This window comes from Solitalea lacus (assembly GCF_022014595.1).
Lineage (GTDB): Bacteria > Bacteroidota > Bacteroidia > Sphingobacteriales > Sphingobacteriaceae > Solitalea > Solitalea lacus.
This window is the reverse complement of sequence record NZ_CP091740.1, coordinates 4155547-4177974: the sequence shown is the minus strand read 5'-3', so window position 1 is coordinate 4177974 and position 22428 is coordinate 4155547. Positions and strand designations below refer to the sequence as shown.

The following is a 22428-nucleotide window of genomic DNA, read 5'->3' as shown; positions in this document are numbered from 1 at the left end:
TGATAAAAAGCATTAATAAGTTGATAGTCAGTTATAAAATATTGAATAGAATTTATTAAATTTATAATAACCTCCTCAATTTATACCCTTATGTTACGGTTTGCTTTTTATATCGCCCTCAGAATCGGACTTGCTTTTGCATTGGTTTTAACAGTAACAGGTTCAACTCATGCTCAAAAAACTTATGCTGAACGACTTGGCTGGAATAAAGGCGATCGAGTAATAATATTACATGTTGATGATGTTGGCATGTCGTATGATTCAAATCAGGGTGCGATTGAATCAATTGAAAATGGAGTGGCTAATTCATTAAGTGTTATGATGCCCTGTCCATGGGTATCCCCAATTGTGAAATACATCAAAGAGCATCCCGAAGTTGATGCCGGTCTCCACATTACTTTAACCTCTGAATGGAATACCTATCGTTGGGGGCCGTTGGCCGGTAGAGAAGCAGTTCCTGGTTTAGTTGATAACGAAGGATGTATGTGGAAAGATGTTAATCTTGTGCGAAAAAGTGCTTCAGCTAATGAGGTTGAACGTGAAATTAAAGCCCAAATTAAACGTGCTAAAATGATGGGTTTTAAGCCGACTCACCTCGACTCGCATATGGGGACTGTATTTTCAAAGCCCGGCTATCTAATTAAATACATTAAAATTGGTAAAAAGGAACATATTCCAATTATGTTTCCCGGAGGCCACAACACCATGCTGCTTGAACAAGTTAAAATGCATGATTTGTCGGGATTAAAAAATGTTAAGGTAAACTTGCAGGATGATTTGTATGCTGAAAAGTTAACCCAGATGATGCGTCTTGCTCGAACTTTGGGAAAAAAAGTTTGGAACGCAGGCTTGCCTGTGCTGGATGATTTACATGGCATGAGTCAAGAGTGGGATTTTCCAGTGGATTTGGAAAATACTGATGCGAATTTAAGAGCTTGGTTTTCTGCTAAATATCAGGAGAGCTTAAGCCAAATAAAGCCTGGCATTACTATGGTGATTATGCATTGTTCAAAAACAACAGAAGTGTTTAAAGAATTTTCAGGTTCGGGCAATAGAAGGAAAGGAGATATGTTAACCATGACAGATCCTGCCTTTAGGCAATTTTTAAAAGATCAAGGCTTTATTTTAACCACGTGGAAAGAACTGATGGAACGGAGGGCTAAAGTGGGAAAGCAGCGATTTAAAAAGGTGAATGAAGATTTAATTGGGGATTTTCTATTTAGTTTATGACGTCTCCTCTTAATGTTCTGAATCGCTTACGAGCTTCCAAAACATATAAACTACCAGGATATTGGGTCAACAATTTTTCGTAAAGCTCCTGGGCTTTGGTTTTGTTACCTAATTGATTTTCATTTAAGTCAGCAAGCATGAAAAGGGCATCATCGCCCCAAATGTCATAACTGAAACGTTCAGCGATTTCGTTAAGTTTCTTTTCGGCAGCCTGGATTTCACCTTTTTTTAAACAAATTTTTGCTTCAGCCATTAAAATATCATCTTCAAGGGGATGTCCGGGGAAAAGTGACTTTAAACTATCCAATTTGTTTTTGGCACTTGTTAGTTGATTTTTGAAGAGTGCCAAATCTGCTTGAGCATATATTCTTAAAGGCTTGTTGGTACTATCAGGCCCCATATTAGAACCAATTAACAATGATAAGTTAAGGGCATCATTGGCAAAAAGTTGGGAAGTAGAAGCTTTGAGAACATCAAGCTGTGCTTTGGCCCATTCAAAATCGCCGTTCCAAAAAGAGAGCCGTGCGCTACGAAAGCGAGCTTCTTGGCCTAAAGGATTGTCACGAAGAGCTTTGTCAACTTGGCCATATAGCAGAGTTGCTTCCCAAACATCACCGGCTAAAATATACGTATCTCCTAAATCCAGCTTTAACTCCGATTGTAAAGAAGTAGAGATTCTTGGCGTTTTAAGAGCCTCTTCCAATAACTTTATCGCTTCATTGATTTTGTTTAAATAATAAGCTTTTAATTGAGCCAGTTCCTTAATTATATATAAGGTTTCATTGCTCTTTCCAAACTCCAGAATTGCCTGTTGGTAATCATTCTCTAGTGAAATCAGGTCCTCTTGTGTATAATTACCGCTCGTGATTTTTTTATTTTTGGCACTGATTAAAGCCAGTTTAGCCTCTTCATACAATGGGCTCCTTGGTGTTGCCGAGGCAATAGCAGCGAAGGCACGTGTCGCTATTTCATATTTTTCGGCATGAGCAGCAGCATTGCCTACGGTTAACAACCGCTCGCCATCTTCATTGAAGTTTTTGTTATAAGCAATGGCTTTATCAAGTGCTGTTTGAAAATCATTTCGTTGTAAGAGGAGCCAAATCATTAGCTCCGCTAATTCAGGATTTTTGCTGTCTTTGTTTATTTTCTTTTGAAGAACGGATTTTAATTCGTCAAAGTCCTTTTCTTCTTGCAATGAACTTAATAAGATGCTTTTTGATTGACTAATGAAAGTTGGGTTGCCTGCAATTTGAGTTAAGGCTTCTTCAATTACAGCAGCCTTGTCCTGCTTTAGATTGTATAGGCGGGTTAGGTCATAAGTAAACAGCGTTTCATTTCCCATTACTTGCCGGCCTTTTTTAAAGGTGGCAATTGCATAGTCGAATTCTGCTAAAGAATAAAATTTCTGCCCGATATCAGTAATGGTAAACATATCGGCATTGATCTCATTAATAACTTTGTTAAACTGTTCTTTAGCTTTAGCAGAGTTTCCACTTTGTTTATATATGGTGCCTAAGTCAACCTGGTAGCGTAATACTCCTGGGTTGCGTTTTACCTGTTTGTGGGCGCTTTTTTCAGCTTTATCAAATTGTTTAAGTTTTAAAAGACAGCTAATTAAAGAGTTGAAGCTGGGCTCTGAACCTGTTTTATTATAAATTTCTTCATATAAATCTGCTGCTTTTTGAAATTCTCCATTACGGAAAAAATCCATCGCCAATGCTTCGTCTGTACTTTTTTGAGCAATCGAAGCTATTGGGATGAGCAGAAATAAGAAATAAATAACAAGTTGACGCATATCTGTAAAAATATTAAACAATCTTGTTATTACATGTAAATGAAAAAAAATTAATTACCTATAAAAGGAATAATTTCTACTTGGGAACCTTTAACAATAGTTGAGTTAGGTAATATTCGCACGTAGCAGTTCGCACTGGCAAAATCAGTAAGTATTATTTCACCTACTTTTTGCTGAAAATTAACAATTACGTCTTTGTCGAATATAGAATAACGGCCTATAGAAAAATGTGTATAGGATGTTGTGTTTTCATAATGGCTCGCCGAAGTTGCTTTTATGGGTTGAAATGATTTTCCTAATGCTTTTAAAATTGCGGCCCTTCCGTAAATTTCAGCACAAACTAAAGCTCCGGTCTGTTCCTCAGGCAAAAACAGCACTACTTTGTGCTCATCAAAACCTATTATGGTTTTCTCTCCGGGTGTTTGTTGTATTTTGTTAATGGTGAAGTTAATACCAAACTGCTCAAATTTAGGAACCAGTTGATGGTGGTCATAACCGGTAATCATAAGTATGTCATATCGATCAATTAATGATTTAATCTGAAGGTCAACATCAGGACTTTCCATTATGAGCATTGGCTCCATTGCAGTGTTTACTCCATTAAAATCTTTAATTAAGCTTTTAATAATTGGCGAAATAATAGGTTTTATGGGGTATAAGTGTGTGTACACTGGTTGTATACAAGTTTCAATTGCTTTGTACACATTTACCTGATCAATGTCTAGTTTATGTAAGATGCCGAGTTCGTAGGCTCTTAATAAAGTGCCCCGCTTCAATGTTGTTTCATACGTGGCATAATTACTGTGATTGTAAGCACTTTGTTTTTCAGGCAGCAATAAATCTTCAGCTAAAAACATATTTAATGAATCAGCCAGATCAACTCTAACAATTCGCTTTGAAGGGGCAAATTGCTGATTAATGGAGAATAAAACTTCTTCTACTGTTATCAAGGTTAGAATGAATTTAAATGATTATGCGAGTTTATGTCGTTTCCTTGTTACAAGCATTAAAACGGCGTAATAATGTTGTTTTTGAGGGGTAAAATTGTTGTTACAGCCCCGTTTAAGGCATTCTATTTTAACTATTTTTAACACGATTTAACAAAAGAATAACCAAAAGGGGATATTGACTTTATGAAGGTATTTTTGAGAAGCGTTTTGTTTTTATTTGTGATGACGTTGTGTGCGTGTGATAAAAAAACAACCGTACGCGAAATACCTATTGCCGATTTTTTCAGAAACCCCGAACGCACTTTCTTTAGGTTATCTCCTGATGGTAATTATGTAGCCTTTCTTCAACCTTATAATAACCGCCTTAATTTATTTGTTCAGAAATTACATACAAGCGAAATTACGCAAGTAACTTCAGAAAGTGAAAACTCTATTACAAAATATTGGTGGGGAGGTAACAATCAGCTTATTTATTTAAAAGATAATAACGGTGATGAGCGCTATCATCTTTTTGCCGTGGGTAAAGATGGAATAGGAAATAGGGATATTACCCCGTATTCAGAAGTAACCGTACGTCTTATCGATGTTATGCAAGATGGAAACATTTTGTTACTGATGAATAAGCGCGATGAAAAGAAGTTTGATGCATACCGAATGAACCTTGAAACCGGTGAGCTGAAAATTATTGCGGAAAATCCGGGAAACATTAACAATTGGATGGCTGATCACAATGGGAAACTGTTGGTTGCCATTGAAACCGATGGAGTGTCAGAGCGCTTGCTTTACCGGACAGCCGAGGATAAGCCATTTAAGGTGGTAAAGGAAGTGGGCTTTACCGAAAGTTTGGATCCACAAGCATTTACCTTTGATAATAATAAACATATTTATGCTTTATCAAACATAGGTAGAGATAAAACGGCCTTAGTTGAGCTCGATCTTGAAAGCGGCAACGAAGTCAGGACTATTTACGAGAACAAAGATGTGGACGTGAATGAGATCGGACTTTCCAAAATTCTGAAAAAAATTGTGTGGGTTGGCTTTACTACCTGGAAGTATGAAGTACATTTCATTGATGAGCCTTATGCATGCTTTTATGATAAAATAGCAAAAAAACTTCCGGGTAAAGATCTTTGGATTACTGGCGTGGATCAAAACGAAGAAAAGTTCTTGATCAGAACATACAGTGATAAAAATCCGGGAACATATTACCTGTATGAAAATAACTCTGATAAATTAAGCAAGTTAAGTGATATTGCGCCATGGATTAAGGAAACTGAGATGGCCGAGATGAAACCTATTCAGTATCAAACTCGAGATGGTTTAACGATACACGGATATTTAACTTTGCCAAAGGGGAAAGCTTCTACGAATTTGCCGGTAATCATTATGCCTCATGGTGGAGCCACACCTTGGGCCCGCAATAAATGGGGCTACAATGCAGAAGTTCAGTTTCTGGCTAACAGGGGTTATGCAGTTTTGCAAATGAACTACAGAGGGTCGTTAGGCTATGGAAAATCTTTTTATCAGGCCTCGTTTAAAGAATGGGGTGGTAAAATACAAAATGATATCACGGATGGGGCCAAATGGTTGATTAAAGAGGGTATTGCTGATACTTCTCGGATAGCGATTTTCGGCAATGGATTTGGCGGCTACAGTGCGTTGGTGGGTTGCATTCAAAATCCTGATTTGTACAGGTGTGGGGTTTCATACTGCGGGATTATAAACCTGTTTACGTATTTAAAAGATATTCCTCCTTACTATAAGTCAATGCAAGGCATGTATTATGCGCAAGTAGGAAATCCGGAAACCGAAGCAGATATTTTACGTGAAACTTCTCCGATTTTTCATGCCGAAGATATAGAAGTACCTTTTCTAATTGCCCAAGGAGCTAAAGATCCACGTGTAAACACACAAGAAACCAGTCAATTGGTTAAAAATTTGCAAAAAAGAGGTGTTGATGTTAGCTACATTTTAAAGCAAAATGAAGGTACTTACTTTTTGAAGCAGGAAAACAGGCTGGAGTTTTATAAAGCGATGGAAGAATTTTTTAACGAAAATTTAAAGAAATAACTTATTCTCAGTTTTGGAAAGTAAGTCTCAACAAAGAAGTAAATACCGCCAAAACCTGGTTTTAATTACCAGTTTCTTCATACTAATCTCACTGTCATTTGTACTGGCTCTATTTTTAGCATATAAATTCACGCAAAAATTTGTTGAAGGTCAATTTGATAGTGATAAGGCCAAAGTGCTTGATAAATCTATTGAACCCTATAATGAACTTCTTAATAATGAAGTTCCAAAGTTTTCATTGTATCAGGGCTTTCTCGAATCAGAATCAGTTGGCAAAATCTCAAAGAACCTGTTTGCCAACTACCCGTTTATAAGTTCACTTGTGTTTTATGATCTGGAAATTAGTAATCATAAAATTACTACCGGATTAACAAAGGATCATTTTTCGGCAGAGTTTAAATCAATTCATAAGTATCAGCGTAATAGTCAGCCTGAGTTACTATATAGCCGCAAAAAAGAGGTTTATAACTATCCCCCTTCTGTGGAGACTGATTTTAGTAGTGCCATGTTGAAATTTATTTCATATGTGGAGCAGGTTGATACCAATCGAATTCCTGATAACAGTCAGATCTTTAATAATTTTTATACAATAAACGATAGCAAGGTCAGTTTTCTAAATGTTCCTCGCAGGCAGGAATTAAGTGTTTACAAAGATTTTTTTAAGCCAGGTTCGCAACCGCCATCGCCAACTTATGAACAAGATCTTGTTGTGTTTCACCTTGATCCAACGAAACTTAAAATTGAAAATGTAAATCCGCAATTGTATCAAAACATACTCATTAAGTCGTTTATGTTTGATTCATTGAGTACAGATACGAAGCATTTTTACACAACGGGTATATCACTTCCAGGCGCATTCTCCGACTACCAGCTTTATTTCATTTCAACCAAAGAGCATTTAAATAAAGAGATTTACCGCATTTTTACCCCATTAGCAATTGGATTTATTGTAGTGTATCTATTGGTATTGTTTATTGCATATTTAATTTTCCGAAATTTGAACATTAACCAAAAGTTATTTAAACTTCAATATGATTTTATAAATAACTTAACCCATGAATTTAAAACGCCGGTTAGTGTTATTAAGATAGCTGGGGATAATATTAGGAGCAGTGATGGACTTACGGATCGTGAACGTTTAAATTATGGCCGAATATTAAATGAAGAAGCAGATAAGCTAAACGATTTGATGACCAAGCTTTTGTCGTTTACTCAGTTAGAGAACAAATCGATAAAGCTGAAATTTACTAATATAAATCTGGAGGTGTTTTGTCAGAATCTGGTAGATGCCTATCATATAAAGTACCCTGATTTTAACGTTGAATACCAAATTGAAGATATTGCACAATTTGAAACGGACGCCGTATTGCTCAATAGTGTATTTACCAATATGATGGATAATGCCTATAAATATTCGGCTCCTGGAAATAAATATTTGAATATCAATGTGAAAAGACAGCGCAAAGCTGTGGTTTTTAAATTTGTTGATCAGGGCATAGGCATTGAAAAAGGAGAACTCGAAAATATTTTTAAGAAGTTTTATAAAGTTGAGAACGAGTTTAATCGTCATGGCAGTGTTGGTATTGGATTGGCATTCTGCAAAGAGATTGTCAATTTCATGAATGGTGATATTAGCGTAAAAAGTAAACTTGGACAGGGTTCAGAATTTAAAATTATTTTACCTTTAAGAAAGATTAATTCACGATAAAAACTGATGACTCTATGGAAAGGAAGAGAATCAAGATTGCAGTTATAGAAGATGATGAAAATCTCCGCTTTTTGGTTGCCAGCCGATTGGAGAAAGAGGGATATACTGTTTTTGAAGCCGCCAACGGTCCCGATGGCGAAGTTTTAGTTTTAAAGGAAGAACCCGAAGTAGTATTGCTCGACTGGATGTTGCCAGGAAAGCAAGGCTCAGCGGTTTGTTCTTCATTGCGTCAGCAAAATTTTGAGAATCTTATTATCATGATGACAGCTAAAGCGCAAGATGTGGACAAAATTGATGCATATAACTTTGGGGTTTCAGACTACATTACCAAACCATTTAATATGGATGTTTTGGTAGCTCTGTTGGAAAATAAAGTGAAGTTTATGCTTACTCAGGATAAATCGGAAATTCACAAATTCCATAACATGGAGCATCACCCAAGTATCCACTCTCTAATTACTACTGATGGTAAGAAAATTGAGCTGACTATTTTGGAAAACCGAATCCTGCTTTATTTTCTTAAAAACCCAAATAAGGTAATTAACAGAGATGAACTGATGCAGGTAGTTTGGGGATATAATTCGGATGTAAATACCCGAACTTTAGACATGCATATTGTTCGCTTGAGGAAGAAAATTGAAGATAATCCTGAAAATCCACAGCTGTTACAAACAGTAAGAGGAATAGGATATAAATTCAATATAGATTAACAAAAACCGGCATTTGCCGGTTTTTGCATTTACCAATATTCCCACGAGAAGCTGCTTTCTCATCTACCGCCATTATATTGTTTTATGAATAAATGTTATAAATAACTGCTGAGTTTATAGGTGTTTTTACTCACGTTGTATAAAACATAATTTCCTACATTAGGCCCGTTACGAGTTATCTCACTAAACGTTATTATTGATTAAACAAAAACATAAACACAAATGCCAAATCTTTACTTAACCAAACCATTTATAAAAAGTGCATACTTTTTATACCTTTTATTGTTAATGTCATTCGTCTCATATGCTCAGAAAGCTCCTGTCAAGTATGGGAAAGTGAGCATGGAAGAAATGACAATGCCAGTTTACACTCCTGACTCAAGTGCTAATGCCGTTGTATTGTCAGATATAGGCAATACACATTTTGAATTTGGACAAGATGATTTTGAAATTGTTCACGAACGTCATTGCCGGATTAAAATTTTTAATAAAGGAGCCTTTGATGCAGCAACTGTGGTTATCCCTTATTATGATGGTCTCAATACGAAGGAAAAGATTTCCCAGCTTAAAGGTGTTACTTATTTATTGGAGAATGGAAAAATTGCGGAATATAAGCTTGATAGCAAAGGTATCTTCGATGAACAGATAACTGACAGCTATAAGCAACGAAAATTTACACTGCCTAATGTAAAGGAAGGTGCTGTTATTGAGTTTGCTTATTCAATACGCTCAAACTATGTTTTGTTTTTCAAAGAGTGGGAGTTTCAGAGTAAATACCCGGTTTTGTGGAGTGAATATAATGCTAGAATTCCAGAGTATTTTTATTATAAGTTAGAAAGTCAGGGATATAACTCTTTCTTCATCAATGAGAAAAAGGAGGCCGGTGATCAATTTACTATCAGATGGTCTTCTTCAATTAGCCCAGGATTAGGAGGAGGCAGAACTTCTGGAGGATCTGAAACTATTCAGGCAAGAGCTACTGATTATCGCTGGGTGATGAAAGATGTACCAGCATTTGGAGATGATGAATTTATCACTACACGCGAGGATTATGTTTCAAAAATTAAATTTCAGCTTCAGGGTACCAAATATCCAGAATCAAACTATAGAGAAGTATTGAATACCTGGGAAAAGGTAACGGAAGCTATTTACAAAACCGACGGCTTTGCTAGTTCAATTAACCGTACAGGCTTTTTAAAAGATCAAATCAAACAGATTGCGGATCAAAATGCTGATCCGACAACCCGTTCAATTGCTATTGCTAACTTTTTAAAGAGAAATGTAAAATGGAATGGCGATGTAAACATGTGGGCATCTCAAACTCCAAGAACAGTATTTGAGAAAAAAAATGGTAGCTCTGCTGATATTAATCTGTTGCTGGTTGGTATGCTGCGTGAAGCAGGTTTAAAAGCCAACCCTGTTTTGTTAAGCACCCGAAGGCATGGTCGAGTGAATGAGTACTATCCAATGATTAATAATTTTAATAATGTGATAGCTGCTGTTGAGGTAGATACAATTGATATTTTATTAGATGCGACTGATGCTAACCGTCCCGCTTACCTTCTTCCGGAATATTGCCTAAACGGACGTGGGCGATTAATTGACGAAAAGGGTGTAGGAAGATGGGTTGATTTAGAAAACGATCAAGTACGGGCAAGAAAGTCGACAAACATAAACTTTGGGGTTAAAGATGGTAAACTTACTGGAACTATAGTAATTTATGCTAAGGACTATGCAGCGGCTAATTTAAGAACAGCACTAACTGCTGCAACATCTGAAGACGAATTTGTGAAAAATGCTTTTAAAACAAATGGGGTAACTATAACAAAGCATAGTTTCGAAAATGTAAAACAGGTTGATACAACATTCGTTGGCCATTTGTCATTTGAATCTGATGGGGAGCCTTCTGCTAATATTTTGTACATCAGTCCAATTTTATTTTCAGGAAATAAGGTAAGCAAGTTTAAAGCTAAGGAACGTAAATTCCCGGTAAGCTATCCGACCTTGAGTGATGAGACCAATTTGGTAACTATTGAAGTTCCCCAAGGCTATGCGGTGGAAGAATTACCTAAGTCGGCACTTTTGAACTTATCAGAAGGCGGAGCTAAGTTTACATACATAGTTGGGCAGGTTGAAAATAAAATTCAGATTCGCTCAACTCTCAGTTTTAATAAAAAAATGTTCATAGCCGACGAATATGAAGGGTTAAAGTCCTTTTATTCAGCAATTTTAAATAAGTTTTCTGAGCAAATTGTATTAAAAAAGATTAGCCAGTAATAATGAAAAAAGCATTACTTCTACTTTCTTTAGGCCTGTTAAATACATTGAGTAGTTTAGCTGGTGATGATAAAAAGTATCCGGTTAAGGATATTCCGGCTGAGTTGCGCAAAGGTGCTGATGCCGTAAAACGTTCAGAGGAATACATCCTCACCATTGATGGTATAGGATCTGCTCGATTAGTTCATCGTTATGCCATTACTATTTTAAACAAACATGCAAATGAGTTTACCGAATGCGTTGTTCAATATGATAAGTTAACTCCGTTTAAAGGCTTAAAAGGACAAGTTTATGATTCTACAGGAGTTCAAGTTGCCAAACTTAAAAGTTCCGATATATTGGATGTTAAAACAGGCGGCGGGGATGCATTTTATGATGATAACCGTGTTAAAGCTGCAACGATAAAACATCATACTTACCCTTTTACAGTTGAGTTTGAAGAAGAATCGGCATTTAACGGAATATTGTGGTTGCCTCCATGGCAGCCTGTTGATCACTTCAATCTTTCAGTGCAGCAGAGCACTTTTAAGATAATTTATCCTTCTACAATGAATATAAGGTTTAAAGAAATGCGTGTTTCTACTCCTTTAAAACAATCAACTGAAAATGATAAAATAGTTTTGGAATGGAACTTAACAGATTATCCTGCTGTAAAGTCTGAAGTTTTCGCTCCTAAATTAAATGAACGAACACCATTGGTATTATTAGCCCCTTCGCAGTTTGAAATAGAAGGTTATAAAGGTGATATGTCTACTTGGCAATCTTTTGGATTATGGAATTACCAGTTAAATGCCGATCGTAATGTTTTACCTGAAGCAATGAAAGCCAAAGTAAAAGAACTTATTGCCAATATTGGCGACAAGCGGGAACAAGTGAAAGTGCTTTATGAGTATCTTCAAAAAAATACCCGCTATGTAGGTGTTCAATTAGGTATTGGAGGATGGCAAACTTTCGATGCCAATTATGTCGCTTCACGCGGTTACGGCGATTGTAAGGCTTTAACTAATTATATGCATTCTTTACTAAAGGAAGCGGGTATACCATCCAATCCTACGCTTGTTTATGCAGGCGATGGAGGAGCCAATATGCACATAGGTTTTCCCTCCAATCAGTTTAACCACGTAATTTTAAACGTGCCTATGGAAAAAGACAGTATTTGGTTGGAATGCACAAGCCAATATAATGCATTCAATTACCTAGGTCAATTTACAGCTGATCGCTGGGTGTTGTCGTTTAATAAAGAAGGGGGTAAGTTGATCAAAACACCGGTGCTTGCACTTGCAGAGAATAAAGAAAAGAGAGAAGCGAAAGTTATTTTTGATATGGATGGTAATGGTAAGGTGGACCTTAAATCAACTTATTGTGGGGCCATGCAAGATGACTTGAGCGCAGATATAGCCATGGAAAGTAAAGGCGAATTGGAAAAAAAATTATACAAAGAAATAAACCTTTCTGGTGTAGTAATTAATAGTTTTTCGCATGAGGTTGATAAAGGCAAGTTGCCAACGGTTATCGAAAATGTAAAATTTGATTTCAATAATTATATAAACATTAGTGGTAAACGTTTATTTCTGCAGCCTAATTTGTTAAATCAGTTTACTTGGGTGCCGGATAAATCGGAGAAAAGGACCTGTGAAATAGTAATGAAATTTCCGTACGTAGACGAAGATAAAATAGAATATGTTATGCCCGATGGGTTTTCAGGTGTTGAGTCAAAACCTGTTGATGTTAATTTAAAGTCGCGATTTGGCGAGTTTACAACCACCACCAAAGTAGAAAAGAATACAGTAACTTATTACCGTAAGCTGGTAATGAATAGTGGCAGGTTTGACGCTTCAACTTATAATGAATTGGCCGATTTCTTCGCTGCCATTGCTAAAGCCGATAAATCCAAAGTGGTGCTGTTAAATAATGGAGGAGGGTTGGCAACCAATTAATTAAGAATAGATTATAATATACAGGGAGGGGGCAATTGCTTCCTCTTTTTGTTTAAATTAATGTTAGTGGTAATACCAATAAATATTGCAAGACAAACATTCCATCAACCCAAAATAAATAAAAATAGTCACTTTTAACTGGGTAGCTTTTGTAAATCAGATAGGCTACAATGCTTAAAAATGCCAAAAGTGACAGGAAAATATTTATGCCGACAGGTAAGTCATACATCGTTATTAATCCAATATGAATGATAAGTAATAAGTAGCATAATCGTTTTGCTTTTATTGGTCCTAATTGGTTAGCAATGGTTTTAAGGTGGCTGTATCTGTCGGTCTCAATGTCCCTTATGTCGAAAATTATAGCAAGGCAAAATACCAGAAGGAATCGCTTAATGAATAACACACTAATGTTGAATATTGGGAGGTGAATATTTGAATCGAGTATAGGAACTAATACCGTACTGGATGCCCAGATTAAACTAATGATTACTGTTTTGGCTCCAGGGATCTGGCGTAAACCACCATGCCTGTTTTTTAAAACAGGTAAGGAGTAAACAAATGCAAGCATTGCGGCAATGCTCAAAGCCAAAATGGATTTGTTATTTATAAAGATCGCAAATGGAATAATTAAGATTGCGGAGAGGTATGTGAGCAATCGGATTGTGTTAACATGGGAGGATACACATTTCATCCGGTTAGAAGTATAGGCGTTCTTGTTTTTTACAATCTTATGATAGCTTAAAACAATACGAATGTTGTAAATAAAAAATGTGGAGAGAAACAGGATTGCAATAATTGCCAGTGAAGGGTCTCTGTCAATGAATAAATACGTTAACAAGCCTTGTGCCACCGCACAAAGAGCCACCCAAAAATTGCCAAAGACAAAGAGATCGAAAACTTTTTTCAATTTATAAGATCCGAAACTTAAGGATAAGTTACCCTCTGGTAAGTTCAAAAATGGTGATTTCAGGGTAAATACCCACACGGCCAGGATATCCCAAGAAACCGTAGCCAACATTTACATACAATTGCTGATTGCCTTCTGTGTATAAGCCTGCCCACTCAGGATACATGTATTGTATCGGACTCCACTGGAAATCCCCCATTTGAATGCCAAATTGCATCCCGTGGGTGTGACCTGCGAACATAGCATCAATGTTTTTATACTCAGGGATCACCTGCATACGCCAATGACTAGGGTCATGAGATAAAAGTAGTTTTACCGCAGCATCATCGGTGTTTTTAGTAGCTAAATCCATGCGGCCATATTTTGGAAAGCGCCCCTTTCCCCAGTTTTCGATACCAATAATGGCAATCTTTTCTCCTCCTTGTTCAATTATCCGGTTTTCGTTCATCAATAGGTCCCATCCCAATGATTTACGATGGACAGTTTTTAAATCTTCCAGGTTTTGCTGTTTAGCTTTTGCTGACGACCATTGTTTATAGTCTCCATAGTCATGGTTGCCTAAGGTTGAATAAACGCCTAAAGGAGCTTTTACCTTGTTGAAAATATCAATATAATCTTTTACTTCTGATGTTTCATCGTTTACCAAATCGCCAGTAAAAAAGATCATATCTGGTTTTTCGGCTAATAACAGATCAACTCCTCCCTGAACTGCTCGTTTGTTGTAAAAGCTGCCAGAGTGAATGTCGGAAATTTGTGCCAAACGAAGTCCCTCAAAGGATTTAGGAAGATTAGGCAGTTTAAGCTTTACACGTTTTATTTTATAATCATACACTCCTTCTACAATACCGAACGTCATTGTAGAGAATGGAATAGCGGCTGCAATAATTCCAGCTTTGCTTAGAAACTCTGACCGAGAAATTTTATGCTCATTTGAAGCCAGGAGAGGCTCTTCATGTTTAATCTCTGGGAAGTGTTGTTTAGGATATCTGATCTTGGCATATAGCCACCAAGAACCTCTTCTTATATCATCAATTAAAATGAATGGCAACGCAAACAATTTTGAAAAATTGATTAGCATGAAGCCAACAAGTGACAAGGTTCTGAACCATCGAGCTACACTAAAAAACACGCTGCAAGCGGCCATCAGTAAAAAGGCAATGCTTATAAACCAGTAAATACGATTATACCATTTACGCCTTTCTGGAGATTGGTTTTTATGTATAGCCTTGAACGCCTGAAAAACATACAGATCGGCGCAAAAAAGCAAGAGGTTAAAAACAACAAGAAATATTATTCTACCCGAGTTCATATTAAATTGTAAGCTGCATATAACTCTAAAGAGTTGATACAGCCTGATTTGGTTTCAAAAATACAATTGTACAAGATAAAAAGTTTTATCGAAGCCATAATATGACATTTATCGGATGTTAGGCTTCTTTCAACATTGTTACAGCTGAAACAAAATGATTGTACCTATTTTTAACAATCATTTTTTTAATACTACTATGGAGATAAGAACACTAGAGACCACCCCTGTTGACACCATTTTAAATGCCTTTAACTATGCCTTTTCAGATTACTTAGTGCCTTTTCAGCTTACTTTGCAGCAATTGGAAGATAAAATGGAATCGGAAGGAACGATGCTGAAATATTCAGTTGGAATGTTTGATGGAGAGGAGTTGGTAGGGTTTATTTTGCATTCTCAAGGTGAATGGAATGGCAAAAATGCTGTGTATAATGGAGGTACTGGAGTAGTTCCTACTCACCGGGGAAAAGGCATCACCCAGCAACTGTATCAATACATAATTGCTAAATTAAAAGAAGAAGGTGTTCATAATCACTTGCTTGAATATTTACATGGTAATGGATTTGCTCAACGAATTTATGAAGCCGTTGGTTTTAAACCAGTAAGAGATTTGGATTGCTTGCGAGGCAAAATCGAGGTTGAACAGATAGCCATACCCGGCTTATCATTTAAAGAAATTGACAATCCAGACTGGGGATTTTTACAGACCTTTTTCACAACTTCTCCATCATGGCAAAATAATATAGCTTCAATTATCCGTGCGGGAGGCAAGCGGAGAACTATCGGAGTATACTTTGAAGAGAATTTAGTAGGTTTTGCAACGTTTAATCCAGGTAACGGCCGAATTGCCCTTATTGCAATAGCGCCTGCTCATCGTAAAAAAGGGTATGGCACTGCGCTCTTAAATTATTTACAACAACAGATAGCAGTAGAAGCTTCTATCTTTAATATTGATACGTCTGATGAAAGCCTGATAGCTTTCTTTAAAAAACGTGGGTTAAAGTCAGTTGTCGGTCAGGTTGAAATGGAGATGACCTTTAGTGTTTAATTGAAAAGAATACTTAACAACCCTCATAGGGCTAAATACAAACAGTCCGGGAAGAACCTGGACTGTTTGTGTAATGGACGTATAAAGAAAATGTCTTTCAGATTAATATTGATCATCACGTCTGTAGCCACGTTCATCATCCTCTTCGTCATCAATGGATGCATTGAATAAACTGCTGAACATATCTTTGAATTCAAAGCCGTTGGTAAGGTAATGCTTGCTAAGAAGCGAATATTCGGATAGGGCATGTAATGCTAATTCCATAAGTAACAGCCGGTGGCTCTCGCTTTCTTTGGGGTACAGGCCATTGATAAGTTCTTCTAACCCGGGAACTATTTTTAAGGCACCAGCATAGGCTTTATTACTTAGACCATCTCCAAGAGTAAGATTATTTCCTTTGCCAAACCAGTCAATAATATCAGAATACTGATTGTTAGTTTTGCTTTTTTTGGCTTTCTCAGGATCGGGAAGATATTGAGAAGTAAGGGCTTTAATAGCCTTGCCTATTAATATGTGGGTTACTTTAGCCGGACCTTCTTGTTCGCCTTCGTAAACCAATTCAATTTTACCGGTAATTGCTGGAATTACCCCTATAAAATCAGTTAAACGGACGGTTGTTTTTGATTCATTGTTGATCAGTAAACGACGTTCAGCAGTACTCAATAGGTTTTCAAATGCTGTAATAGTTAAACGGGCAGAAACACCACTTTTCTTATCTACATATTCGCTATTACGCGCCTCAAACGCAATCTGTTCAATCAGGTCTTTTGCCAGCTCGGGGACTTCAATTTGATTTTGCTGAGACTCTGACAGGCGGGCTTCCTGATGAGTAATTAGTTTAGATACTTCAGTTGTTTTAGGGTAGTGGGTTAAAATCTGACTTTCAATACGGTCTTTCAGCGGAGTTACAATAGAACCCCGATTAGTATAGTCTTCTGGGTTGGCTGTAAAAACAAACTGAATATCCAAAGGCAGCCTCAACTTAAATCCTCTTATTTGAATGTCTTTTTCTTGCAAAATATTAAACAAAGACACCTGAATGCGAGCTTGTAAATCGGGGAGCTCATTAATCACAAAAATCTGACGATGCGTACGTGGAATCAATCCATAATGAATTACCCGCTCGTCTGAATAAGGGAGTTTTAAAGCGGCAGCTTTAATAGGGTCAACATCGCCAATTAAATCGGCTACGGTAACATCGGGTGTTGCCAGTTTTTCTGTGTAACGTTCTGTTCTGTGCAGCCAGGCTATAGGGGTATCATTACCAAGTTCTTTAATTTGATTACGAGCAAACCAGCTAATTGGGTTTAATGGATCATCATAAAGTTCAGCTCCTTCAATATATGGGATCCATTCATCCAATAAATCAATCAATTGACGGGCTATCCTTGTTTTAGCCTGTCCGCGTAAGCCTAATAACAATATATTATGGCGAGAAAGGATGGAAGTGTATAAATCCGGAATAACGGTTTCGTCATAACCAATGATGCCCTTAAAAGATTTCTCTCCAGATTTCAACCGTTTTATTAGGTTATCTCGTAGTTCATCTTTTATAGTTTTGGATTGATAGCCAGAAACCTTTAATTCACCGAGCGTTTTTATGTTATTTGTCATATAAATTACCAATTGTGAGTTAGGTGTGTATGAGTCCTAATTCAAAATCATCTCAAAGTTTTTCTTCTATTTCTGATATAATCTTCAAAAATGTACTCGCCAAGGCCCGAAAGCGTACTATAAAAAGCTTTGCCACTATTTACCTGTGTAAATTGTCTTACAAACGCTTGCAAGTAAGGATCGCGGGCAATCATGAATGTGGTAATTGGTATTTTCAGTTTTTTACATTGTGCCGCCATTGTCAGGGTTTTGTTTACCACCTTCCTGTCAAGGCCAAAGCTATTTTTATAATACTTCGAACCTTCTTTTAAGCAAGTTGGTTTGCCGTCTGTAATCATAAATATTTGCTTATTGTGGGTTTTCCGACGACGTAATATATCCACTGCAAGTTCCAGGCCAGCATAAGTATTTGTATGGTATGGGCCAACTTGCAGATAGGGCAAGTCTTTAATTGAAATTGGCCAGGCATCGTTACCGAATACCACTATGTCTAAGGTGTCTTTAGGATATTTAGTTGATATTAATTCAGCCAGTGCCATTGCCACTTTTTTTGCAGGCGTTATTCGGTCTTCTCCATATAAAATCATAGAGTGTGAAATATCAATCATTAATACAGTAGAAGTTAGGGTTTTGAAGTCCATTTCTTCTACCTCTAAATCGCGTTCGGTTAAATGGAAGTCGCCTAAGCCATGGTTTACCTGGGCATTGTGAATAGACTGCGTCATATCGATTTGCTCCAGGTTATCTCCAAACTGATACTCGCGACGCTCGGCATTGGGTTCATCGCCTTGCCCTGAATAATTGGTTTGATGCGTTCCTTTACCTGATTTTTTAAGCTTGCCAAAGATCTCTTCTAAAGCCGAACGTCGAATGGTTTGTTCTGATTTGGCGGTAATTATATAACCTCCATTCTCATTGTCTTCTGTCAGATAACCACGTTTTTTCAAGTCTTCTATAAAATCACCCATTCCGTATTCATCATTGGTAAGCCCGTGTTGCTTATCTAACTCATTCATCCAGGCTAAAGCTTCATTGGCATCACCGGCAGTATAGTTCAGCAGGTGCATGAAAAGTTTCAGCAAATCATCAAAGCCACCTTTAGGCAAATCTTGCGGAATGTATTGTGTGAAAGCGTATCCTCGCATTGTTTTTGATTGAAAGAGGGAATGATAGAATAACGTTCTATCTAATTTAATGTTTTATTGTCGAATGATATTGAACTATGGGAAATAATCTGATATTTATAAGTATGAAAAAGATTCTTTTATTATTGGTTCTTGTGCTGCCATTAACTGTTTGGGCACAGTCGAAAGATGAAAATGCTATTCGCAATTTATTAAATAATCAGGCTAAGGCATGGTCGGCTGGTGATTTGGAAGGTTTTATGGCTGGGTATTGGAAATCCGATTCATTAATGTTTATTGGAAGAAAAGGTCCTCAATATGGTTGGCAAAACACATTGGATAATTACAAGCGAGGCTATCCGGATAAAAAAGCAATGGGCGTTCTAAATTTCAATATAATAAAAGTTGAAATACTCAGTACAAACAGCGCCTTTGTAATTGGTAAATGGGAATTGCAACGGGAAAGTGATAAGCCTTCAGGCCACTATACACTATTGTTTAAGAAAATTAATGGGGAATGGAAAATTGTTGTCGACCATACCAGCTAACAGGAGGAAAGACTTAATAATGTAGCAAAAAAGATAATTTTGGTATTTGTATATAAAAACAAATGGTAAATAATTGAATTGTATGTAAAATATCTGATTGTTAATTGATTGTGTTTTAAAGTTGAGTTATTTTTTTTTAACTTAATGTAATTCATTAACCAATTAATTTTTATGAGGATAAGACTTTTACAAAGAAAGCTATTTACCCTATTTAGTTTGGTGTTCATAGCACCCCTGGTAACATTTGCACAAGTAAATGTGAAAGGGAAAGTCACCGATGCCACGAATGTACCTTTGGCCGGCGTCAACGTGATAGTAAAAGGCTCCACGGTTGGAGCCATAACTGATCCAGAAGGAAACTACAGCATTACCGCCCCATCATCATCTTCCCAACTTCAATTCTCCCTTCTAGGTTTCTTAAGTCAAACAGTAACAGCAAGTTCATCAACAATCAATATTAAGTTAGTCGAGGATGTTGCCAAGCTGGAGGAGGTAGTTATTACCGGTTTAGCTACTAATGTAAAGCGGAGTAACTTGGCAAACTCGGTAGCTACAATTTCTGCAAAAGAAATTTCAGGTGTTGCCACGCCGCAAACATTGGATGGGGCATTGAACGGTAAATTGGTAGGTGCCAATATTGTTTCGCAATCAGGAGCTCCTGGCGGAGGTATGTCGGTACGTTTAAGAGGCTTAACTTCAGTTAACAGTAATACGCAGCCTCTCTATGTTATTGACGGCGTAATAATGGATAATTCTTCCATTTCGGCGGGTTTAAATACGGTTACCCAAGCTTCTCGGGGAGGGGTGGCGTCCTCAAATCAGGATAACCCGTCTAATCGTATTGCTGATATCAATCCTGAAGATATTGAAAGTGTTGAAGTTTTAAAAGGGCCTTCGGCAGCTGCAATTTATGGTTCTCAGGCATCTTCAGGTGTAATTATCATTACCACTAAAAGAGGGAATGAGGGGCAAACCAAAATTTCCTTTTCTCAAAATCTCGGCATGGGACAGGCCATTAAATTGTTAGGTGTACGACAATGGAATGAAGATAAAATACAGCTGTTTTATGGCTCCAATCAGGCCAACGCTAATACTCAAAAGCAGCTTTACCGTGATGCCGTTGCTGCAAATGCTATTCATGATTATGAGGATGAGATGTACGGTGTGCAGGGTTTTCTGACCAGCAGCTCCTTAAGTTTAACCGGCGGAACTGAAAAAACCAAATTTTACCTTTCAGGTCTGTATATGGATGAAAACGGAATAGTAAAAAACTCAGGTTATCAAAAAAACTCAATACGGGCAAATATCGACCACAAAATTTCTAAACGATTTAATCTGTCATTAACGACTACCTACATTAACTCAAAAACCGACAGAGGCTTAACTAATAACGATAATGCCGGTGTAACATACGGACAAGCCCTTTCATCAACTCCCGATTATGCTCAACTATTTCCGGATAATGCAGGACGATACCCTCGAAATCCTTATGCCGCTTCCAATCCGATTGAAACAAGGGACCTGATTACTAACCGCGAAAAAATAAACAGGTTTGTGGGTGGTTTGGTGTTTAATGCATATGTTCAGCAAAGTGAACGGTCAGTAACAAAGTTGATTTTTAAAGGAGGTCTGGATTATTATACCCTGAATACAAAGGCTATTTTCCCTAATACCTTGCAGTTCGAGTCCGGCGGAAATGGAACCAATGGTGCCAATGTTGAAGGAAATACAAACAACTTAAACACTAACTTATCAGCTTATGGTGTTAATACGTATAATTCGGCTAACAGACAATACACTTTCACTACATCGGCCGGCGCTGATATGTTTGATTATGACCAAAATCAACTGCTTACTACAGCTACTCAGATTATAGGCTCACAAACCAGTCAGGATCAAGCATCGGCATCACGGCTTGACCAGCAGATTATTCCTCGTAAAATCAGGGGGATGTTTTTCCAAGAAGAGGTAAATTATGATGATAAGGTAATTTTAACTGGAGCATTGCGCTTTGATAAATCTTCAGACAATGCTGATGTGAACAAGTTTGAGGCCTATCCCAAAGGATCGATAGCTGTAAATGTGGCTAATTTCGACTTCTGGAAATCTCAAACCGTAAATCATTTCAAAGTTAGGGCGGCTTATGGGGAGTCGGCAAATTTTCCACCTTTCGGTTCAAAATATACTGCGTTTTCACCGTTTAATATTGGTGGTATAGGGGGTACCCTAATAGGAGTATTAAACCCTCAAGGATTTGTGCAAAAAGGTAATGATGAAGTGAAACAGGAACGTCAATCCGAATTTGAAACCGGCTTTGACCTTGGACTTTGGGACGGAAAATTGTCATTTGAGGCTACTTATTATTCAAGAAAAGGTAAAGACTTGATTTTTGCAGCTAATATTCCTTCATCCGGTGGTTTTGTTCAGGAAATTATTAACGGTGGAACCTTGCGAAACAGAGGACTTGAATTTGGTTTAACCATACTGCCTTATAATTCAACTAACTTCAGGTGGTCATCCAGAAACAGTTTTTGGTTGAATAGATCAAAAATGTTAACATTAGATATTCCTCCTTTCAGAACCGGAGCGTTCAGTAATGCCTTAGCCAATTATCAGATTGAGGCTGGTAAATCTCCCACCGAAATTGTTGGTCCGGATGATCTTGACGGAAATGGCGTTGCAGACGGTGTATTTGTGTTAGGTAACTCAGAGCCTCAGTTTCAAATGAGCTTTGCCAATGATTTTACTATATATAAGAATCTAACGTTCAGTTTTGTATTACACTGGAAATATAAATGCGATAACATCAATTTAACTGAGTTATTAAATGATCTTGGAGGAACCAGTCCGGATTTTGATGAGGATGATGACGGAAACGGAGTAATAAATGGTGTGCAACGCGCCAATTCATTAGGTGTTTCAGCTCGGCCATTAGTGCAAGATGCCAGTTATTTGCGTCTTCGCGACATAGGCTTATATTATTCGTTTCCATCAGAGATGATGAAAAATGCATTTAAAGGAGTGGTTTCAAACATCAAAGTAGGAGTTTCCGCCACCAATTTATTTACCATTACACCTTATAAAAGCTACGACCCGGAAGTGTCTAACTTCGGATCAGGAGGTTTCTCAACGGCTGTAGAGGTTACTCCTTTCCCATCAGCCAAGCGGATGTTTTTTCATTTAACCGTTGATTTTTAAACATTA

15 protein-coding genes are annotated in these 22428 nt (G+C 37.2%); 9 read left to right on the top strand and 6 right to left on the bottom strand.

Features of this window, described 5'->3' with window-relative positions; genetic code table 11:
- Positions 1 to 90 precede the first annotated feature (90 nt).
- Complete coding sequence (locus tag L2B55_RS17940) at positions 91 to 1230, top strand: polysaccharide deacetylase family protein (protein WP_237847681.1); 1140 nt, start codon at positions 91 to 93, stop codon at positions 1228 to 1230.
- On the opposite strand, the gene L2B55_RS17935 is transcribed toward L2B55_RS17940, so the two are convergent.
- A complete protein-coding gene (locus L2B55_RS17935) occupies positions 1220 to 3025 on the bottom strand; it encodes a tetratricopeptide repeat protein (protein ID WP_237847678.1) in 1806 nt (601 codons plus the stop codon). The genes L2B55_RS17940 and L2B55_RS17935 overlap by 11 nt on opposite strands.
- Positions 3026 to 3075: 50 nt before the next feature.
- Positions 3076 to 3975, bottom strand: a complete 900-nt coding sequence (locus L2B55_RS17930) for a molybdopterin-binding domain-containing protein (RefSeq protein ID WP_237847676.1) — start codon at positions 3973 to 3975, stop codon at positions 3076 to 3078.
- Positions 3976 to 4158: 183 nt separating this feature from the next.
- Between L2B55_RS17930 and L2B55_RS17925 the strand changes: the two genes are divergently transcribed.
- The 5 genes from L2B55_RS17925 to L2B55_RS17905 all read left to right on the top strand — a co-directional run bounded on the left by L2B55_RS17925 (position 4159) and on the right by L2B55_RS17905 (position 12677).
- Positions 4159 to 6045, top strand: coding sequence for a S9 family peptidase (locus L2B55_RS17925; protein WP_237847674.1), 1887 nt, complete (start codon positions 4159 to 4161; stop codon positions 6043 to 6045).
- Positions 6046 to 6058: 13 nt separating this feature from the next.
- A complete protein-coding gene (locus L2B55_RS17920) occupies positions 6059 to 7753 on the top strand; it encodes a sensor histidine kinase (protein WP_237847673.1) in 1695 nt (564 codons plus the stop codon).
- 14 nt (positions 7754 to 7767) lie between these two features.
- Positions 7768 to 8463, top strand: a complete 696-nt coding sequence (locus L2B55_RS17915; protein ID WP_237847671.1) for a response regulator transcription factor — start codon at positions 7768 to 7770, stop codon at positions 8461 to 8463.
- A 288-nt stretch (positions 8464 to 8751) separates the two neighbouring features.
- A complete protein-coding gene (locus L2B55_RS17910) occupies positions 8752 to 10740 on the top strand; it encodes a DUF3857 domain-containing protein (protein WP_237847670.1) in 1989 nt (662 codons plus the stop codon).
- Between the two features lie 2 nt (positions 10741 to 10742).
- Complete coding sequence (locus tag L2B55_RS17905) at positions 10743 to 12677, top strand: DUF3857 domain-containing transglutaminase family protein (RefSeq protein WP_237847668.1); 1935 nt, start codon at positions 10743 to 10745, stop codon at positions 12675 to 12677.
- A 52-nt stretch (positions 12678 to 12729) separates the two neighbouring features.
- On the opposite strand, the gene L2B55_RS17900 is transcribed toward L2B55_RS17905, so the two are convergent.
- Positions 12730 to 13584, bottom strand: coding sequence for a UbiA prenyltransferase family protein (locus tag L2B55_RS17900; RefSeq protein ID WP_237847666.1), 855 nt, complete (start codon positions 13582 to 13584; stop codon positions 12730 to 12732).
- Positions 13585 to 13612: 28 nt separating this feature from the next.
- A complete protein-coding gene (locus tag L2B55_RS17895; protein ID WP_237847665.1) occupies positions 13613 to 14893 on the bottom strand; it encodes a metallophosphoesterase in 1281 nt (426 codons plus the stop codon).
- A 196-nt stretch (positions 14894 to 15089) separates the two neighbouring features.
- Between L2B55_RS17895 and L2B55_RS17890 the strand changes: the two genes are divergently transcribed.
- On the top strand, positions 15090 to 15938 hold the full coding sequence (locus tag L2B55_RS17890; RefSeq protein ID WP_237847663.1) for a GNAT family N-acetyltransferase: 849 nt from the start codon (positions 15090 to 15092) through the stop codon (positions 15936 to 15938).
- A gap of 102 nt (positions 15939 to 16040) precedes the next feature.
- Here the strand turns inward: L2B55_RS17890 and L2B55_RS17885 are convergent, their stop codons facing one another.
- Together L2B55_RS17885 and L2B55_RS17880 are read right to left on the bottom strand one after the other, a co-directional pair.
- Positions 16041 to 17552: a MoxR family ATPase gene (locus tag L2B55_RS17885; RefSeq protein ID WP_237847661.1), complete on the bottom strand. Its 1512-nt coding sequence runs from the start codon at positions 17550 to 17552 to the stop codon at positions 16041 to 16043.
- Between the two features lie 47 nt (positions 17553 to 17599).
- Positions 17600 to 18697 (bottom strand): vWA domain-containing protein, encoded by a 1098-nt coding sequence (locus L2B55_RS17880; protein ID WP_237847659.1) that lies wholly within the window; start codon positions 18695 to 18697, stop codon positions 17600 to 17602.
- A gap of 104 nt (positions 18698 to 18801) precedes the next feature.
- Between L2B55_RS17880 and L2B55_RS17875 the strand changes: the two genes are divergently transcribed.
- Entirely contained in the window at positions 18802 to 19224 is a 423-nt protein-coding gene (locus tag L2B55_RS17875; RefSeq protein ID WP_237847657.1) for a YybH family protein, read from the top strand.
- Between the two features lie 171 nt (positions 19225 to 19395).
- Entirely contained in the window at positions 19396 to 22422 is a 3027-nt protein-coding gene (locus L2B55_RS17870) for a SusC/RagA family TonB-linked outer membrane protein (RefSeq protein ID WP_237847655.1), read from the top strand.
- The last annotated feature ends 6 nt before the right edge of the window (positions 22423 to 22428 follow it).

Excerpts from the sequence above, each read along its gene's own strand:
- L2B55_RS17940 (WP_237847681.1), top strand. The coding sequence starts at position 91 with ATGTTACGGTTTGCTTTTTATATCGCCCTCAGAATCGGACTTGCTTTT.
- L2B55_RS17935 (WP_237847678.1), bottom strand. The coding sequence starts at position 3,025 with ATGCGTCAACTTGTTATTTATTTCTTATTTCTGCTCATCCCAATAGCT.
- L2B55_RS17925 (WP_237847674.1), top strand. The coding sequence starts at position 4,159 with ATGAAGGTATTTTTGAGAAGCGTTTTGTTTTTATTTGTGATGACGTTG.
- L2B55_RS17915 (WP_237847671.1), top strand. The coding sequence starts at position 7,768 with ATGGAAAGGAAGAGAATCAAGATTGCAGTTATAGAAGATGATGAAAAT.
- L2B55_RS17910 (WP_237847670.1), top strand. The coding sequence starts at position 8,752 with ATGTCATTCGTCTCATATGCTCAGAAAGCTCCTGTCAAGTATGGGAAA.
- L2B55_RS17905 (WP_237847668.1), top strand. The coding sequence starts at position 10,743 with ATGAAAAAAGCATTACTTCTACTTTCTTTAGGCCTGTTAAATACATTG.
- L2B55_RS17895 (WP_237847665.1), bottom strand. The coding sequence starts at position 14,893 with ATGAACTCGGGTAGAATAATATTTCTTGTTGTTTTTAACCTCTTGCTT.
- L2B55_RS17890 (WP_237847663.1), top strand. The coding sequence starts at position 15,090 with ATGGAGATAAGAACACTAGAGACCACCCCTGTTGACACCATTTTAAAT.
- L2B55_RS17885 (WP_237847661.1), bottom strand. The coding sequence starts at position 17,552 with ATGACAAATAACATAAAAACGCTCGGTGAATTAAAGGTTTCTGGCTAT.
- L2B55_RS17880 (WP_237847659.1), bottom strand. The coding sequence starts at position 18,697 with ATGCGAGGATACGCTTTCACACAATACATTCCGCAAGATTTGCCTAAA.
- L2B55_RS17875 (WP_237847657.1), top strand. The coding sequence starts at position 18,802 with ATGAAAAAGATTCTTTTATTATTGGTTCTTGTGCTGCCATTAACTGTT.
- L2B55_RS17870 (WP_237847655.1), top strand. The coding sequence starts at position 19,396 with ATGAGGATAAGACTTTTACAAAGAAAGCTATTTACCCTATTTAGTTTG.